The organism is Streptomyces yongxingensis, assembly GCF_055597465.1.
The window spans coordinates 10325332-10341411 of sequence record NZ_CM145717.1 but is presented as its reverse complement, the minus strand read 5'-3'; the positions used below and the strand labels follow the sequence as shown (position 1 = coordinate 10341411).

The window sequence follows — 16080 nt, the reverse complement described above, 5'->3', positions numbered from 1 at the left end:
GCAGGGTCCGGCAAGCATACGAAGACCAGAACCGCGAGCGCCTCGCACCCCCCGGCGGCCACCAGGGCGCCGGGCAGCGACCAGGTGGTGAGTGGACCGGCGAGGGCCGCGCCCAGGGCGAAGCCGGTGATCTTCAGGCTGGCGCCGGTGGTGAAGACCTGGCCGCGCAGCCGCTCGGGCGCCTCCCGGTGGCGGATCGCGAACAGGGCCGTGAGCTGGGGACCCTCGGCGGCACCGGTGAGCAGCACGGCGGCGATCAGCGCGGCCGGGTGGCCGGTGGCCGCGAGCAGGGGCGCGAGGACGAGCAGCAGGGCTCCGCCGAGGAGCACGGCGTCCGGGCGCGGCGGCCGGGGGCGACGGAAGAGGACCGCGCCCGCCACGAGGGCCGATGCGGCGGTGGCGGACAGCAGCAGGGCGCCACGGTCGGCGCCGCCGAGCACGGCCGCGCCGAGCGGCGGCCAGCAGATGAGCAGCGCGCCCTGGCCCACGCAGGAGACGACGGAGGTGGCGGTCGCCCGGGCCAGGGGCCGGTTGCGGACGATGGCCCGCAGCCCGGCGGCGAGATCGGCGACGACCGACGTGCCCGGCGGTGGGGCCGACGGGGCGGATCGCGCGGGCGCGGGGAGCACCGAAGGCGACGGGGCCGGGGCGGATCGCGCGGGCGCGGGGAGCGCCCAGGCGGCAGGCAGCGCGAGGCCGATCAGCGCGATGGACAGCGCCACGGCGGCCGGCGCCCCGGCCACCCCCGCGACGGCCCCGGCGAGTGCGGGTCCCACCAGCGCGGCGAGGCTGAACGTCATCGCGTCCAGCGCGGTGGCGCGAGGGAGGCCCGGTGGCGGCGCCACTCGGGGCAACTGGGAGGTCCATCCACCGGACAGGGCCGGTCCCAGCAGCCCCGCGCCCACCGCGAGGAGAACCATGAGGGCGAACGGCACCCGCCCCAGGCCCAGGAGGATCGCGCCCAGCCCCGCCGCGTAGAGGGCGAGCGCCACGGCCAGCAGCCGGCCCGGCCGGGCGGAGCGGTCGAGCAGCACCCCGAAGAGGGGTCCGCCGGCCGCGGCCGCGGCCATGATGCCCGCCAGCAGCGCCGAACCCGAGGAGGCCGAACCGGTGAGCACCGGTCCGGCCAGCAGCAGCGCGGGACCGGACATCTCGTCCCCCGCACGGGCTGCGGCCGCCCCGCCCAGATAACACCCCATCGCGTAACGCCCCGGCATGCTCGAGCACGTTACGGGGCTAACGCAAAACTCCACCAGGTGCGTTACATTGGCGGCGTGTCACCGCCTTCGAACGACGACTGGTCGACCCGGCATTCGGTGCGGGCCACCGCCCGGCGCACCGCCGCCCTCGTCAGCGCCCTCACCGCGGAGCCGAGTCCGGACCCCGCCGCGATCGCCGGGCTCCTGCTCGACCACGGTGAGTCGGGCCCGCTCGAGCTCACCGCCGACGATGTCGCGGGGATGCGTGCCGCCGCGCTGCGGCTGCGCGAGGTGTTCGCCGCGGGCCATGTCGACGAGGCCGCCGGGGTGCTGAACCGGCTGCTGCGGGAGGGCACGGGCCCGCTCCGGCTCAGCTCGCACGACGGCCGCTCGCCCTGGCATCCGCACCTGGACAGCGATGACGAGGCGCCTTGGGGCGAGTGGTTCCTCGCCTCGTCGTGCCTGGCGCTGACCGTGCTGCTCTGGGAGGGTCAGCGCCCGCCGGGCGGTCTGTGCTCCTCCCCCGGCTGCGGCGATGTCTTCCTCACCGTGGGCAGCGGACCGGAGCGCCGCTACTGCTCACGCCGGTGCGCGACCCGCGAGCGGGTGGCCGCCCACCGGCGCGCCAAGGCCGGGGGCGGATCGCGGACTCCGTAAGGGATCGACGCGTCAGCCGGTGTGCGTCGCGTAGGGCGTGTCCCCCCGCGCCGGGTCCTGGACATGCCGGGCCCGCCGTCCGCGGCCTCCGATCCGGGAGCCGAGCCAGCCGAGCAGAAAACCGGCGGGAATGGTGATCAGGCCCGGATTGCGGAGCGGGAACCAGTGGAAGTCGCGCTCGGGGAAGACCGCGAGCGGGTTGCCGGAGATCGCCGGGGAGAAGGCCATGGCCACGGCGGTCAGCAGGAGCCCCCCGTACAGCGCCCAGCGCAGTCCGTTCACCGTGAAGCCGCGCCACAGGGTGCCGTAGAGGACGACCGGCAGCAGGGCCGAGGCGGCGGCCGCGAAGGTGAAGGAGATCAGGACCTGCCGGTTCCAGTGCTGGGTCGCGATGGCGAGGACGACGGCCGCGACGCCGACGACCACGATGGCCGTACGGGCGGCGGCCAGCTCCCGGTTCGCCGAGAGCCTGCCCTTGAAGACGACCTTGGCCAGGACGTCATGGGCGAGGGAGGCCGCGGCGGCCAGCGTGAGTCCGGCGACCGCCGCGAGGGTGGTGGCCACGACCGCGCAGGCCACGACGGAGAACAGCAGACTCTGGTCGGCATCCTGCGCCGCCGGGTCCAGGGCGAGGGTCAGCAGCAGCAGCGAGTCGCTGCCGGTGGGGTCGGAGGCGCGCAGGGCGCGGGCGCCGACGACGGCGGTGGCTCCGGCGCCCACGATCACGATGAGCCCGAGGATGGTGGTGACCGCGCCCACCGCCCAGGTGGTGGCGGCGCGGGCGGCCCGCATGCCGCGGATCGGGTGGAGCCGCATGGTGAGATGGGGCATACAGGCCGCGCCGAGGGCGAGGGTGAGCTGGACGCTGATGACGTCCAGGCGGCCGCTGAGGGAGTCCCCGTACTGGCGGCCGGACTGCCAGAAGCCGTCGCCGTAGCCGCTGGCGTCGGCCGCGGCGTCGAAGAGGGTGGCCGGGTTCCAGGAGAAGCGCTTCAGCACCAGACAGGCGAGCAGGACGAACGCGGCGAGCAGCAGCACCGTCTTGAGGATCTGGACGAATCCGGTGCCCTTCATCCCGCCGAGGGCGGCGTAGCAGACCATGAGCGAGCCGATGAAGATGGTGCAGCCGGTGACCGCGCCGCTTCCCGGGATGCCGAGCAGCAGCGCCAGCATGGCGCCCGCGCCGTTGAGCTGGACCAGCAGCAGCGGCATGACGACCACCAGCACCACGACGGCGGTGCCGGTGCGGGCGGGGCGCTCGCTCAGCCGCTCGGAGAGGACGTCGCCGAGGGTGAACCGCCCCCGTCCGCACAGCGGTCCGGAGAGGACCAGCATGAACATCAGGATGGAGAGCACGGTGGACGTGGCGATGAGCACGCCGTCGAATCCGGCCAGGGCGATGGTGCCGGTGGTGCTGAGCACGGTGGCGGCGGAGATGTAGTCGCCCGCGATGGCCAGGCCGTTCTGCATCGGGCTGAGCGCGCCGGTGCCGAGGTAGAACTCGGTGGGGTCGTCGTTGCCGGTGGCCGCGAGGATGCACAGCAGGAACGAGACGGCCATGAAGCCCGCGAAGAGCACGAACGCGAGCGTTCTGGGGTCCAGGAAGCTCACCGCTCCCCCTCCCCCGCGGCGTCGGCCCGGCGGTGGGCCCGGGCCAGGACGGTGAGCAGCACCGCCGTGTCCAGGCCGATCAGCACGGCGCCCACGGTGAACCCGCCGCCCGCGCCGAGGTTGACGACGCCTTCGGCGGCGCAGTTGACCACCACGGCGGCCACATGACAGGTGAGCGCGGCGCAGGCCGCCCGCGCCGACCAGGGCCACGGCCGCTGCCACGGTGAGCGCCGTGTCGGCGGAGGCGGCGCCGCGGGGCGGGGCGGGATGGTGGCGGTGCGGCGCACGGTGCGGGACGGGGCGGACGGGAACGGACCCCAGGGGTGGTCGTGGTCGGACATGTCGCGGCTCCTTGTGCGGGTTCCGTCCCGGGTCGCCGGGACGGAATCGCCACGACAGCAGGTCAGAAGGGTCGCGTACAGCCCAACCGGCGGACCGTGTGACGGGCGCACATGATCGGCGCGGGGCCGTTGTGCACGCCCACATCGGCTCAGGCGGACGGGCGGATCTCAGGGCGTCAGCAGCCGGTGCGCGGCCAGCGCGAGCGACAACTCCATGACCTCGCGCGGGTGGTCCAGCGAACGCCCGGTCAACTGCTCGTAGCGGCGCAGCCGGTTGAGCACCGTGTTGCGGTGGCAGAACAGCAGCCCGCCCGCGCGGCGGGCCGATCCCCCGGTCTCCAGCCAGGCGGCCAGCGTCGTCAGCAGCATCTCCCGGTCGGCCGACTCCAGGGCCAGGACCGGGCCGAGCATCCGCTCGGCGAGCGCGGTGCCGAGGTCCGGGGAGGACACCACGAGCGCCTCCGGATAGCGCTCGTCCAGCAGAGCCGCCGTCCCGGCGGCCGGGCGGGTGCGCAGCGCCGTATCGGCGAGCCGGCGGGCCGTGTTGATCGCGGCGAGGCCGGTCACGGCGGGGCTGACCCCGGCCCGTGCGCCGGGCGGCACCTCCAGCCCGCGCACCAGCCGCTCCGCGCCGGTGACGCCGTCGCCGTCGCCGTCGCCGAGCAGCACGATGGCGTGGGCGGTGCCCTCCGCCGTATGCCAGACCGTACGGAGTCCGTCGCCCACCTCGACGGAGTGCGGCGTCCGGCACGGGGCGTCGGCGTCCTCCAGCGCCACGACCGCGTAACGCCCCTGCTCGGGCAGGCCGAGGACCTGCTCCGCCTCGGGGAAGTCGCTCACCCGGGCGGTGCCGTCGAGCAGGGCCGCGACGATGATCCGGTAGCGGTTCTCCCGGTGCCAGGAGAGCTGCCGCTCGACCTCCTGGTACGCCGTGGCGACGAGGGTGCAGTGCTCGTCGACGAAGTTCCACACGTCGGCGGCGACGTGGACCAGCGACTGGGCGCCGAGCGGGTCCTCCTTCGACGCGGTCTCCAGGAGCTGCTCCCAGACGACGGTGCAGCCGATGCGGTACGCGTGCAGCAGCGCGTCCAGCGGAAAGCCCTGGGCGGCGCGGTCGGTGCCGATCCGCCACGCGCAGGACCTGGCCGATTCGCGCGTCTCCTTGGGGTGCACCAGCGAGCGCACATTGTGGCTGAGCGAGTCGTGGACCTCCCGCCACACCTCGTGCGGGTCCACGGCGGCGGAACGGTAGGCGGGCTCCCGCTCCTTCATCAGCGCGACGATACGGTCCGTCAGCCGTGGCACCTCCTCGATGAGCACCCGGGCGGCGCGGTGCAGCAGCGCCACGGTCTCGGCGTCGGCCCGCGACCGGATCGGCGGACGGGCGGCGGGCATCCGGGGCGGCGTCCGGACCCGGTCGGCGGAGAGGCGGGGGGCGCGGCCCATGGCGGGGACGGAAGCGCGGGAGCCGGTGACTGGGTGCATGAGCGTTCCTCCACCTGTGACGGGCAATGCGCAGCTCAACGCGGCAGCGTGAGGCCACGGCCAGGTTTGATACCAGAGCCTGCACGGCTATTGCACCATCGACATACCGGCGGGTCGGTGCCTTCCGCGAATTCTCCCGCGCGCTCGGCGGCAGCGAGGCGAACCCGCCGCGCGGTGGGGGCTGTGGCGGGGTCCCCGCCGACCGGAGGCGGTTCGACGTCCGCAGGATATGCTGTCGATCACTTGAATCTTCGGGGGAGAGTTCCGCATGCTCGATCGTCTGGCCGTCCATGAGCTGATCCACCGCTGGTGGTTCGCCTTCGACGAGGGGCAGTTCGACCTCTGGCCCGAGCTGCTGACCGAGGATGTCCGCATCACCTCCCGCTCGGACACCGGTGAGTCCCCGTACGAGGAGTTCATCGCCTCCGACAACCGGGGCCGCGAGCAGGTGATCGCCTGGCAGCGGCAGCACCGCGAGGCGGCCGGCTATCCGCTGCGCCACAACGCCTCGAACATCCACATCGAGCGGGTCGACGGCGATGACATCTCGGTGGTGTCCTACATGTACGCCACCAACATCACCGACGGTCAGGTGACCCCGATCGCCAGCGGTGTGGTCCGCTGCGTGGTCCGCTCCGACGGCGCCGCCTACCGCCTCGCGGAGCTCCACATCGTGCTGGACACCCACGCGGTGGCCTTCACCGAGCGCCAGGCGTAGCGCTCACATCCGCTCGGGCGCCGAAACCCCGAGCAGCCGCAGCCCGTTGCGCAGCACGACCCTGGCGGCCTCCGTCAGCCACAGCCGGGCCCGGGTGCGGTCGTCCGGATCCTCACCCGCCCGCGGCAGGACCCGGCAGGCGTCGTAGAAGACACCGGATATCCGGGCGGGGCCGCACGACGATCGCGGCGGCCACCTCGAAGAGGTGACCGCCGCTCCCCCGTGTGTTCCCCCGTCGGCTCTGCCTACCGTGTGGCTTCGGGCTTACCAGCCCTTGGTCACGCGGTACGCCTTCAGGGATCCGCAGTTCGATCCGTAGGTCCAGGTGGACTGGTTGTCGATGCCCCCGGCCCAGTCCACGCACTTGCCGCGCCCGTCGCCGTACACCGGGCCCGCGTACGAGGTGTACGCGCCGCCGTCCTCGGCCGACTCGTCGGCGCCCTGAACGTACAGGTAGGCGAACATGGGAACCGGCTTGCCCGTGGCGTTCCGGACGGTGACCACGCAGTTCTTGCCCTTGGCGGAGTTGTAGGTGAGGAAGACGGTGCCCTTGGAGCCGATGGGCGCCGAGTTCACCACCTTGTACCCGCTGCCGCACACCCCGTTGTACGCGGCCCTGGTGGCGGCCGACGCCTGCGGCGTCAGGGCCACGGTGCCCGCGATGGCGGTGGCGAGGACCGCGGTGGCGGCCATACGGCGAGAAAGATTCATTTGTCCCCCTTAATGATTCTTCATGGGCGTAGGCGCTGTTTGCGTCTGCCTAGGGAGACATGTAGGGATGACGGATGGTTGTACGCCGTCATGACACGGCTTACGGCGGCCCGTTGAACGCGCGGACCGGGCTTCCCGTACTCCTCGGGACGGGCGAGCCGCCCGTCGCCGCACCGACCCGGAGGGCCACACCGGATGATCTCGTACCGCACCGCCGCCGTGGGCGCTCTTCTCGGGGCCCTTCCCTGTCTGTTCACGGCGCTGGCCGCTCCGCCCGCGCAAGCCCACGGGGCGCCGACGGACCCGGTGAGCCGGACGTTCGCCTGCTCCCCCGAGGGCGGGGGCGCGGCGCGGTCGGCGGCGTGCCGGGCGGCCCGGGCCGCGGGCGACCCGGAGGCAGCGGACTGGGACAATCTGCGGATCGCGGGGGTGACGGGCGAGGACCGGGAGCGGATCCCGGACGGAAAGCTGTGCAGCGGGGGCCTGGAGGCGTACCGGGGTCTGGACCTGCCGCGCGCCGACTGGCCTTCGACGCGGCTGTCGGCCGGAGCGGATCTCACGCTCACCTACCGGTCGACCATCCCGCACACGGGGACCTTCGAGCTGTATCTCACCAAGGAGGGCTACGATCCGACGCGGCCGCTGAAGTGGTCCGATCTGGAGCCGAAGCCGTTCGCCACGGCCAAGGACCCCGCTCTGGTGGACGAGGCGTACCACATCAAGGCCACACTGCCCGAGGGCCGGACCGGCCGTCAGCTGCTCTACACGATCTGGCGGAACACCAGCACCCCGGACACCTACTACTCCTGCTCCGACGTGGTGTTGGGGGCCCCGGCGAAGGACTCCCCGGGCGCGGCCCCGTCGTCCGGGGCCACCGCCCCGCCGCCTCAGACCGCCACGGAGCCCACGGAGCCGTCCCGAGCCGCCGCCACGCCCTCCGGGGCCACCTCCCGCACCTCCTCCGCCGCCGACGAGGGCGACAGCAACACCACTCCGGTGCTGCTCGCCGGCGGCGCGTCCGTGCTGGTGCTCGGCGCGGGTGTCGCCGCCACCGTACGACGGCGGCGCCCGAGCCGCTGACCGGACTGACGCACCGTCACCGGTAGCCGTGCCGGGCCGTGACATGGCGCGGGTAGTAGCGCTCGTCGGGCGCGGGCCGGTACTCCTTCCAGCGCGGGGTGTCGCCGGTGGGCTGGTCGCCGAGGACCGTCACCCGCTGCCCCCTGCGGGGCCCGGTGTAGTCGTTGACGGCCAGGTGCTGGGTGGCGCGGTTGTCCCACATCGCGACGGCGCCGGGCTGCCAGCGGTAGCGGCAGTTGAACCGGGGCGACTCCGAGTGCTCGAAGAGGTACTGCAGCAGGGCGTCGCTCTCCGGGCGGCTGAGCTGCGGGATGTGCGAGGTCCACATGCGCGTCACGTACAGCGAGCGCCTGCCGGTCTCGGGGTGGATCCGCACCACCGGGTGTTCGGCGGAGTGCTCGCCGGTCTGCGGGGTGTTGAGGACGTGGACGGCGGTGAGCCCGTCGAGGAGTTCGCGCATCGGCTCGGAGAGCGTCTCGTAGACCAGGTACTGGTTGCTCCACATGGTGTCGCCTCCGGAGGCGGGGCACACCTGGAGATGGAGGATCGAGGCGACCGGCGGATTGGGCTGGAAGGTCACGTCGATGTGCCACTCGTCGGCCTTGGCGCCCTGGTCCGCGTCCAGCACGACGATCTCGGGATGGCCCTCGACCTTCGGCAGGAACGGATGGACCTCCAGCTCCCCCAGCCGCCGTCCCAGGGCGATGTGCGCCTCCGGGGTGAGGTGTTCCTGGTCCGGGAAGAAAACCACGAGGTGCTTGAGCAGCAACTCATGGATCCGCTCGAAGAGTTCGTCGGTGAGCTCGGTCAGATCGACACCGCGGATCTCCGCGCCGAGCGCTCCGGAGACGGGGGTCACGACCAGTTCGGGGGTGGGCATGGGGAAACCGTCCTCACATGGGTTGCGGTCGGCCGGCCGGTGCGGCCGGCACTCGGTGGGCGCGCGGATCGGGGAGGAGACCGAGCTGCTGAAGCCGGTCCAGCAGGGTCAGCGGGCGCGGGCCGAGGCCCGACATGTTGTGGGTGACGGTGTGCAGCAGCCGGGGGTTGGCACCGGTGTGACGGACGGCCCGGCGGCCGAGCAACCGGCCGCGCCACGACAGATCGGTCACCATCCGTGCCGCGTTGCCGCTGGTCGTGGCCGCCTGGGCGAGCAGGGGCAACTGCCGGTCGTGGTAGTCGCGCAGTGCGCCGTCCACCGCCGCGGCCGACATCTCGCCGGTGCGCTCCAGATGGCCCGACAGCCGCTCGGCGAGCGCACCGGCGCTGGTGATGGCGGTGTTCATGCCCTGCGCGGCCATCGGATGGACGGCGTACGCGGCCTCGCCGACCAGCGCGAGGCCGCGGCCGGCCAGCCGGGGCGACAGCAGCCGTCCGACGGGCAGCGTCTGGCGGCTGTCGAGATGCGCTAGCAGGGGCGCGGTCAGCGGCTCCAGGGCGGGCACCTGGGACAGCGCCCTGGCCGCCCACTCGGCCAGGTCCCCGCCTGCCGTGACGCCGCGCAGCTCATCGGGCCCGGCCTGGAGGTAGAGCCGCAGCCGGCCGCCCGGCAGCGGATAGAGCAGCCGCAGCCCGCGGTCGGTGACGTACGCGGAGAAGTCGTCGGCCCGCGCCGCCGCGTCGGCGTCGCCGATGTCGAAGGAGACCAGCCGGTGCGGGTAGTCGACCCGTTGGGCCTCGATGCCCGCCCAGGACCGCAGCCGTGAGGAGATGCCGTCGGCGGCGACCACGAGCGGGGCTCGCTCCTCGTGGACCCTGCCGCCCTCGGTCAGCCGCAGTCCGGTGATCCGGCCGGAGTCGTCGCGCAGCGGCGCCTCCGCGCGCACACCCCGGCGCAGTTCCACACCCGGCCCGAGGCTCTCGGCCAGGGCGGCGAGGATGGCCGTGTGGTCATGGGCCAGCAACCACTGGTCGGGGGCGGGCAGTTGGCCGTAGTCGAGGGACATCAGCGCGGTGCCGCGCGGATCGCGGACGGCCAGCCGTCCGAGCCGGACCGCGCCCTGGGCGTCGAGCCGCTTCTCCACGCCCCAGGAGCGCAAGCGGCGCAGCGCGCCCGGCTGGAGCACCTCGCCCTTGGCGATCGGGCGGACCCTCGGCTGCTTGTCGACCACCAGGACGTCGAGTCCCAGGCCGCCGAGGGCGCGGGCCGCCGCGAGACCGCCGACGCCCGCCCCGCACACCAGCACATCGGGGCTCATCGCCCGCCTCCTTCGCCAGTGCCGGTGTCACGAGCGCCGGTGTCACAAGTGCCGGTTTCGCGAGTGGCTTCCACGGCCGCCGCGGCCTCCGCTGAGCGGTAGTGGGCGAGGGCCCGCACCGCCAGGCCCGCCGCGATGCCGTCGTCGGCGTAGCGGGCACAGCCGCGGATGTACTCGTTGACCGGGGCCGGGGTCCAGCCGCCGTCCGCCCGCTGGGCGTCGACGAGCCAGCGGGCCGCCGCCGCGATGGCCGGGTCGGTGGGGCTCAGCCCGGCGGCGAGCAGCCCGCGCAGCGCCCAGGCGGTCTCCTCGACGGTGCCCCGCCGGGTGGTGCCCGGCCCGGTGCGCTCGCCCGTGCTCCACGAGCCGTCGGGGTGCCGGGTGCGCAGCAGCCAGTCCCTGGCCCGGACCGCCGCCCGGTGATGTTCCTCGGTGCGGCCCGCCCGGCTGAGCGCCTCCAGCGCCGCGGCGGTGCCGGGCGTGCCGCCGCGGTACCACATGGCCTCGTACGAGCCGTCGGGGCGCTGCCGGCTGACCAGCCAGCGCACCGCCCTGACCACGCGCGGGTCGTCGGCCCCGGCCCCGGAGTCGAGCAGGGCGCCCACGACCTTGGCGGTCATCTGGGGGCAGGGCCCGAAGCCACCGGGTTTGCTGTTCCGTACGGCGAGGCTCCAGGATCCGGCAACGTCCTGAGTGGCGGTCAGCCATGCCAGCCCGGCGCGCACATGGCGGTCGTCCGCACCGCCGGGCAGCCGCAGCAGAATCGCGCCGGCCTCGGCCGTCTCCAGGGCCATCGGCCAGCTGCGCGGGCTGGAGAACCCCCAGTAGCCGGCCGGGCAGCCGAGCGCGTCGAACGGCTCGGGCTGCTGGTGGCGGTGGAGCATCTCGCGGGTTCCGATCAGTTGGGGGTCGTCGGCGTGACCGGCCTCGATCAGCGCGGCGGTGGCGAAGTTCGTCCAGGTCACGTCGAGGGGCATCAGATCCCAGGAGCCGTCGGGGTTCGCCGCCGAGCGGAGCCAGCGGGCGGCGGCGCCCACCAGGTCGGGCGCCTGGCCGGAGCGGGCGAGGCCCAGGCAGATGAGTCCGGTGAGCCAGGGGTCGGTGCTGAACCCGCCGGTGGCGCCCTCGCGTACGTACGCGTCACGGACGATGGCCAGGGCCCTCGGCCGGGCCAGCCGGTCCAGGGCACGGCCGGCCGGGCCGCGGCGGCGGTGGGCGGACTGCGCGAGCGCCTGGCTCGCGTAGATCGGCAGCCGCAGGCTCAGCAGGCGGCGGCTGAGGCCGGGGAAGAGCAGCAGCTCCAGGGGGAGTCGGCGCTGGGCGCCCTCGTGGGGCAGTCCGGCGAAGGTGTGGAACTGGCGGATGAGGGCGGTCATCGCCGGTTCCGGGACGGCCGCCGAGCCGCCGAGCTCCTCGAACCGGGCCCGTGCGGCGCGTACGGCCGACGCCGCCCGGCGGGGCGCGAGCAGTTGGAGCGCCGCGGCGGCGAGCGCGGTGGTGAGGGGCTCGGTGGGCACCGAGCGCATCGCCCAGCCACCGTCGTCCCGCTGGGTCTCGCACAGCCAGGTGACACCGCGCTCGATGGTCTCCGCCGAGCCCTCGGGGTCGGCGAAGTGCAGTGCGGTGAGGGCTCCGGCGGTGTTCAGCGGGGAGGCGTGGTGCGCGCCGAAGACGAAGGCGCCGTCGTCGCGCCGGTGGGCGAGGAGCGCCTCGGCACCGGTGGTGACGGCCGTGCCGACGCTCTCGGTCAAGGCGGAAGCGGGCATGCGATCGGACCCTTCTGCTGGTGACGCGCCGTCTCAGGGGCGGGGATCGGGGAGGGTGGGCCCGCCGTCGGCCAGGGGCGGCGCGGGGAATTCGTGGCGGGACCGCATCCGGCTCTGGGTGATGACGCTGACCGCGAGGAGCGGCGTCAGCAGGGCCAGGGCGGGTGCCGCGCCGGCGCCCGCGGCCACCACCGCCGCGGCCAGCACCAGACGTTCGGCGACGAGGACGGCGTGGGCGCGCAGCGCCAGCGCGGGGGCGAGGTGCCCCGGTGACCGCAGCAGCAGCCGGAAGGCGCCCGCGCCGCACAGCGCCGCCGCCGACAGCAGTGCGAGGTACCCGGCCGGGTCCCTGGGCACCAGCCCGGTGGCGGCGCAGGCCACGGCCACGGCGGCCAGATACAGCGCGGCCGCGGTGTGGGTGGCGCGCCGGAGGCCCCGGCGCACCGGCACGGTGGCGTAGCCGCCCTCGCGGTCGCCGTCGACGTCGCGGAGGGTGCCGACGAGGTTGGACGCGGTGTCATGGGCCAGGAACACCAGGGCGAAGGGCAGCGCCCGCCACGGTGGCCACGGCTGGACGGCCATCGCGCCGAAGAGCACGGTGAGCGCGGTGAGCACGCCGCGGATGAGATTGCCCGGCAGGCCACGCCCCTTGAGGACCCGGCTGTACGCCACGATGCCCGCCATGGCTGCGGCGGCCACGGCCACGGCGCGCCAGTTCGCCCACAGGGCCAGCGCGGCGACGGCCACGATGCAGCCGATGCCCGTGGCCACGGCCGTGCGTGGGCTCAAGCGCCCCGAGGGTATGGGGCGTTGGGGCTTGCTGAGCGCGTCGAGGTCACGGTCGTAGTAGTCGCCGAGATAGTGGCCGGCGACCCAGCCGAGGGTCGGCGCGGCCCAGGCCACCATCAACTGTCCCGTGGTGGGGTGCCCTCCGGTGAGCGCGGCTCCGGCCAGTCCGACCAGCCCGGGATACCAGAGGGTGTACGGGCGCCAGGTCTGCAGATGGGCCAGGAGCGCGGTGCGCGGGGCCGCCACGGCGTCACCGGTCCCGGCTGACCGACAGATCGGCCACCGCCGCGAGTACGGCGGTGGCCCGGGAGCGGGGCAGCGGCTCCAGACAGGACTTGGCGCGCTCGGCCTGGGCCGTGGCCCGGTCCCGCACGGCGGTGAGCGCGCCGGTCGCCTCCAGCAGCTCGTGCACCGTCCTCAGCGCGTCGGCGGCGGGCAGGGCGCCGCCGAGCGCCGCCTCCAGCCGGGCGCGGGCCGGGCCGCCGGCCATGGCGTGGCAGAGCAGGACCGGAAAGGTGGGCCGGGCGGCCGCGATGTCGCTGAGCGCGGACTTGCCGGTGGTGCGGCTGTCGCTGGTGTACGGCAGCAGGTCGTCGTGCATCTGGAAGGCCAGCCCCAGGTGTTCGGCGTAGGAGGTGAGCGCGTGCTGCTGGGCGGGGGATCCGCCGCCCAGGATCGCCCCGCCCCGGCAGGCGGCCCGGAACAGCGCCCCGGTCTTCAGGGCGCTCATGGTGAGGTACCGGTCGAGTCCGGAGCCGAGGTCGCCCCTGAGCTCGCCCTCCATCGCCTGGCCTCGGCACAGATCGACGCCCGCCCGGGCGAAGACCCGTACCGCCCCGAGGACCCGGCCCGCCGGCAGCCCGCCGGCGTCCTCGGCGCCGTCGGTGAGCACGCCGAACATGCCCAGCATCAGGGCGTCCCCGGTGACGATGGCGTCGGTGGTGCCGTAGCGCGCCGCGACGGACGGGCGGCCCCGCCGCATGGTGTCGCCGTCGATGACATCGTCGTGGACGAGGGATCCCACATGCAGGTACTCCACGCTCAGCGCGGCCGGGACGACGGCGGGTCCGCCGCCGCCCACCGCCTCGGCCGACTCCATGAGCAGCAGCGGGCGCAGCAGCTTCCCGGCCGGGAGCAGGGCGTACCGGGAGATCTGGTGGAGGCGTTCGGCTTCCCGCGGCCAGCGCCGGTCGAGCTCGCGCAGCAGGAGCTCCATGGTCGGGGCGGCCTCGGCCAGCGGGTCGGCCACCTCGGTGACCGCGACGTCGGGCGGGGTCACCGGCACGCCTCCCGGTACTTCCCGGCGAGCTCCGCGAACGCCTGGTTGGCTTCGGGCTCGGCGACGGTCACCCGTATCCCCTCGCCCGGTTTGCCGCACACCACCACGCCGTGGTCCGCGCAGAACTGGGTGAAGCGCTCCACGCCGGACGCCATGGGCAGCCACAGGAAGTTGCCCTGGCTCGCGGGCGCCTCCCAGCCCTGGTCGAGCAGGATCCGGTGGAGCCGGTCGCGCTCCTCGGCGGTCTCGGCGCACTGCCGGAGCACCCGCTCATGGGCGCCGAGCGCGGCGATGGCGGCTTCCTGCGCCACGGCGCTCACCCGGTGGAAGGGCAGGATCGCGCGGAGCGGGGCGAGCACGGGCTCGTGCGCCACGAGATAGCCGACCCGCAGGCTGAGCAGACCGTACGACTTGGAGAACGTCCGCACCACACAGACCCGTTCATCGGCACGGTGCAGTGCGATGCCGTCGGCGATGGCGCCGGGGGCGGCGAAGTCCCGGTACGCCTCGTCGATGACGACGGTGACGTGGGCGGGGAGCCGGTCCAGGAAGCGAAGGATCCGGTCATGGTCCAGCGCGGTGCCGGTGGGGTTGTTGGGGGTGCACAGCAGGACCATGCGGGTGCGGCCGGTGACGGCGTCGGCCATCGCCTTCAGATCGTGGTCGTATCCGGTGAGCGGCACCCGGACGGTGGTGGATCCGGCATTGGCCGCCATCATCGGGTACGCCTCCCAGGAGGGCCAGGCGTGCACCGTGTCGGTGTCCGGTCCGGTGAGCGTGGAGAAGAGCTGCTGGAGCAGCGCGCCGGAGCCCGGCCCGGCGAGCACGTGCTCCGGCTCCACTCCCAGATGTGCGGCGAGGGCCTGACACAGCCCGGTGCCGAGGGCATCCAGGGTACGGTGGGCGGTCCGCGCGGTGCGCAGGACGGCGTCCACCACTTCCGGAAGCGGAGGGTGAACGGTTTCGTTGAGCGACATCTGATGGAGGGGATTGTTCTCCGCGACCACCGGAGTCATGCGATTCCAGCCATCATGCATCGGGCACCATCCATCCATTCCAGCGGGGGATTCGGGCGGAGGGAGGAATGTCACCGCGCCCGGTTCCCCTTGCCGGTCCGGCCGGATCGGTGGGAAGGAAACCGTCGTGGGCGGGCTATGACCGTACGGTCAGCCAGTGCGGGTGGGCCGTGTCCGATCGGTCAGTTCGATGAGCGAGTACGGGCGAAATCCGTCACCATGATTTTGACGGCCTATCGATCACGCGTCCAATTAAAGTCTTTCGGGAATTGATAAACGATTTTTATCTTCCTGTGGTGATCGAACTTCGCCAGCTCACCGTGCTCGCAGAGGTCTGTCGCTCCGGCTCGTACAGCGCCGCGGCGGACCATCTCGGTTACACCCAACCGGCCATCAGCTATCACATGCGCGCGCTGGAACGTGCCGTGGGCGTGCCGCTGACGGTCAAGGCGGGACGGGGGGTGCGGCTCACGCCCGCGGGCCACAGACTCGCCGAGCGCGCCCGGGGGGTGCTGGCCGGGCTGCGGGACGTGGAGAACGAGTTCGAGGCGCTCGCCGCGCGCACCCGTGGCCGGGTGCGGATGTCCTCGGTGCAGAGCGTCTGTGTCGCCGTGCTGCCCGCGGCGCTGGCCCGGCTGGGCGCCTCCCGTATCGAGGTGGAGGTCGAGCTGGGCCGGCCCGCCTCCCATGACGCGTACCGGCTGCTGGAGGCGGGTGAGACGGATCTGGCGATCGTGGCCGACGACGAGCCGGGAGAGGCGGCGGAGCCCGCCGAGACCCGGCTGCGCCGGGTCCCGCTGCTGGTCGACCGCCGCCATGTGCTGCTGCCGCGGGGCCATGTGCTCGCCGGGCGGCGCAGCGTCCGCCTCGCCGATCTGGCGCGGGAGCGGTGGATCCTGGAGCGGGACCGCGAACCGCTGCTGCGGCGCTGCGCCGAGGCGGGGTTCGAGCCCCGGGTGGTGACCACGACCGATGACCAGGCGACGACCCTCGGCCTGGTGGGCGACGGGGTGGGGATCGCCCTGATGGACGGCCTCGGGCTGCTCCCCCGGCCCGATCCGCGGGTCGAGCCGCGCCCGCTCTACGACTGGCCCCGGCGCCATGTCTGCGCGCTGCTGCGGCCGGAGGCGGCCAGGGAGCCCGCGGTGGCCGCCCTGCTGGAGGCGCTGCGGGCGGTGGCGGTCGAGCAGTCGGGGGATGCGGTGGAAGCGGCGACGGCCTGACGCCGGG

General features: G+C 74.0%; 15 protein-coding genes and 1 pseudogene. 4 read left to right on the top strand and 12 right to left on the bottom strand.

Annotation, left to right across the window (positions count from 1 at the left end; translation table 11 throughout):
* Nucleotides 1-11: 11 nt before the first annotated feature.
* A pseudogene (locus ACZ6TD_RS43680) lies at nt 12-1199 on the bottom strand (MFS transporter); the annotation flags it as partial.
* 75 nt (nt 1200-1274) lie between these two features.
* Between ACZ6TD_RS43680 and ACZ6TD_RS43675 the strand changes: the two are divergent.
* Nucleotides 1275-1856 (top strand): CGNR zinc finger domain-containing protein, encoded by a 582-nt coding sequence (locus tag ACZ6TD_RS43675; RefSeq protein WP_471347194.1) that lies wholly within the window; start codon nt 1275-1277, stop codon nt 1854-1856.
* Between the two features lie 12 nt (nt 1857-1868).
* On the opposite strand, the gene ACZ6TD_RS43670 is transcribed toward ACZ6TD_RS43675, so the two are convergent.
* The 3 genes from ACZ6TD_RS43670 to ACZ6TD_RS43660 all read right to left on the bottom strand — a co-directional run bounded on the left by ACZ6TD_RS43670 (nt 1869) and on the right by ACZ6TD_RS43660 (nt 5293).
* Nucleotides 1869-3467, bottom strand: a complete 1599-nt coding sequence (locus tag ACZ6TD_RS43670) for a sodium/solute symporter (RefSeq protein WP_471347193.1) — start codon at nt 3465-3467, stop codon at nt 1869-1871.
* Nucleotides 3464-3808, bottom strand: coding sequence for a hypothetical protein (locus tag ACZ6TD_RS43665; RefSeq protein WP_471347191.1), 345 nt, complete (start codon nt 3806-3808; stop codon nt 3464-3466). The genes ACZ6TD_RS43670 and ACZ6TD_RS43665 overlap by 4 nt, the downstream gene beginning before the upstream one ends.
* Before the next feature lie 168 nt (nt 3809-3976).
* On the bottom strand, nt 3977-5293 hold the full coding sequence (locus ACZ6TD_RS43660; protein ID WP_471347189.1) for a PucR family transcriptional regulator: 1317 nt from the start codon (nt 5291-5293) through the stop codon (nt 3977-3979).
* A gap of 268 nt (nt 5294-5561) precedes the next feature.
* On the opposite strand from ACZ6TD_RS43660, the gene ACZ6TD_RS43655 reads away from it, so the two are divergent.
* Nucleotides 5562-6011: a nuclear transport factor 2 family protein gene (locus ACZ6TD_RS43655; protein ID WP_471347187.1), complete on the top strand. Its 450-nt coding sequence runs from the start codon at nt 5562-5564 to the stop codon at nt 6009-6011.
* A 3-nt stretch (nt 6012-6014) separates the two neighbouring features.
* On the opposite strand, the gene ACZ6TD_RS43650 is transcribed toward ACZ6TD_RS43655, so the two are convergent.
* Both ACZ6TD_RS43650 and ACZ6TD_RS43645 read right to left on the bottom strand, forming a co-directional pair.
* On the bottom strand, nt 6015-6140 hold the full coding sequence (locus ACZ6TD_RS43650) for a DALR anticodon-binding domain-containing protein (protein ID WP_471358586.1): 126 nt from the start codon (nt 6138-6140) through the stop codon (nt 6015-6017).
* A 135-nt stretch (nt 6141-6275) separates the two neighbouring features.
* Entirely contained in the window at nt 6276-6704 is a 429-nt protein-coding gene (locus ACZ6TD_RS43645; protein ID WP_471358583.1) for a spore-associated protein A, read from the bottom strand.
* A 213-nt stretch (nt 6705-6917) separates the two neighbouring features.
* On the opposite strand from ACZ6TD_RS43645, the gene ACZ6TD_RS43640 reads away from it, so the two are divergent.
* Nucleotides 6918-7802, top strand: coding sequence for a lytic polysaccharide monooxygenase auxiliary activity family 9 protein (locus ACZ6TD_RS43640; protein ID WP_471347185.1), 885 nt, complete (start codon nt 6918-6920; stop codon nt 7800-7802).
* A 16-nt stretch (nt 7803-7818) separates the two neighbouring features.
* Here ACZ6TD_RS43640 and ACZ6TD_RS43635 read toward each other — a convergent pair whose 3' ends face one another.
* The 6 genes from ACZ6TD_RS43635 to ACZ6TD_RS43610 are packed head-to-tail and all read right to left on the bottom strand — an operon-like array spanning nt 7819 to nt 14811.
* Complete coding sequence (locus tag ACZ6TD_RS43635) at nt 7819-8682, bottom strand: TauD/TfdA dioxygenase family protein (RefSeq protein ID WP_471347183.1); 864 nt, start codon at nt 8680-8682, stop codon at nt 7819-7821.
* 13 nt (nt 8683-8695) lie between these two features.
* Nucleotides 8696-10000: an FAD-dependent oxidoreductase gene (locus ACZ6TD_RS43630; protein WP_471347181.1), complete on the bottom strand. Its 1305-nt coding sequence runs from the start codon at nt 9998-10000 to the stop codon at nt 8696-8698.
* The gene (locus ACZ6TD_RS43625; RefSeq protein WP_471347179.1) at nt 9997-11766 is read right to left on the bottom strand and encodes a prenyltransferase/squalene oxidase repeat-containing protein; all 1770 of its coding nucleotides are present in this window, start codon (nt 11764-11766) and stop codon (nt 9997-9999) included. The genes ACZ6TD_RS43630 and ACZ6TD_RS43625 overlap by 4 nt, the downstream gene beginning before the upstream one ends.
* A gap of 33 nt (nt 11767-11799) precedes the next feature.
* On the bottom strand, nt 11800-12801 hold the full coding sequence (locus ACZ6TD_RS43620) for a UbiA family prenyltransferase (protein WP_471347177.1): 1002 nt from the start codon (nt 12799-12801) through the stop codon (nt 11800-11802).
* A gap of 4 nt (nt 12802-12805) precedes the next feature.
* Nucleotides 12806-13834 (bottom strand): polyprenyl synthetase family protein, encoded by a 1029-nt coding sequence (locus ACZ6TD_RS43615; protein WP_471347175.1) that lies wholly within the window; start codon nt 13832-13834, stop codon nt 12806-12808.
* Nucleotides 13831-14811, bottom strand: coding sequence for an aminotransferase class I/II-fold pyridoxal phosphate-dependent enzyme (locus tag ACZ6TD_RS43610; protein ID WP_471347173.1), 981 nt, complete (start codon nt 14809-14811; stop codon nt 13831-13833). Before ACZ6TD_RS43610 ends, ACZ6TD_RS43615 begins: the two co-directional genes overlap by 4 nt.
* 335 nt (nt 14812-15146) lie before the next feature.
* Between ACZ6TD_RS43610 and ACZ6TD_RS43605 the strand changes: the two genes are divergently transcribed.
* Entirely contained in the window at nt 15147-16073 is a 927-nt protein-coding gene (locus ACZ6TD_RS43605) for a LysR family transcriptional regulator (RefSeq protein WP_471347171.1), read from the top strand.
* Nucleotides 16074-16080 lie beyond the last annotated feature (7 nt).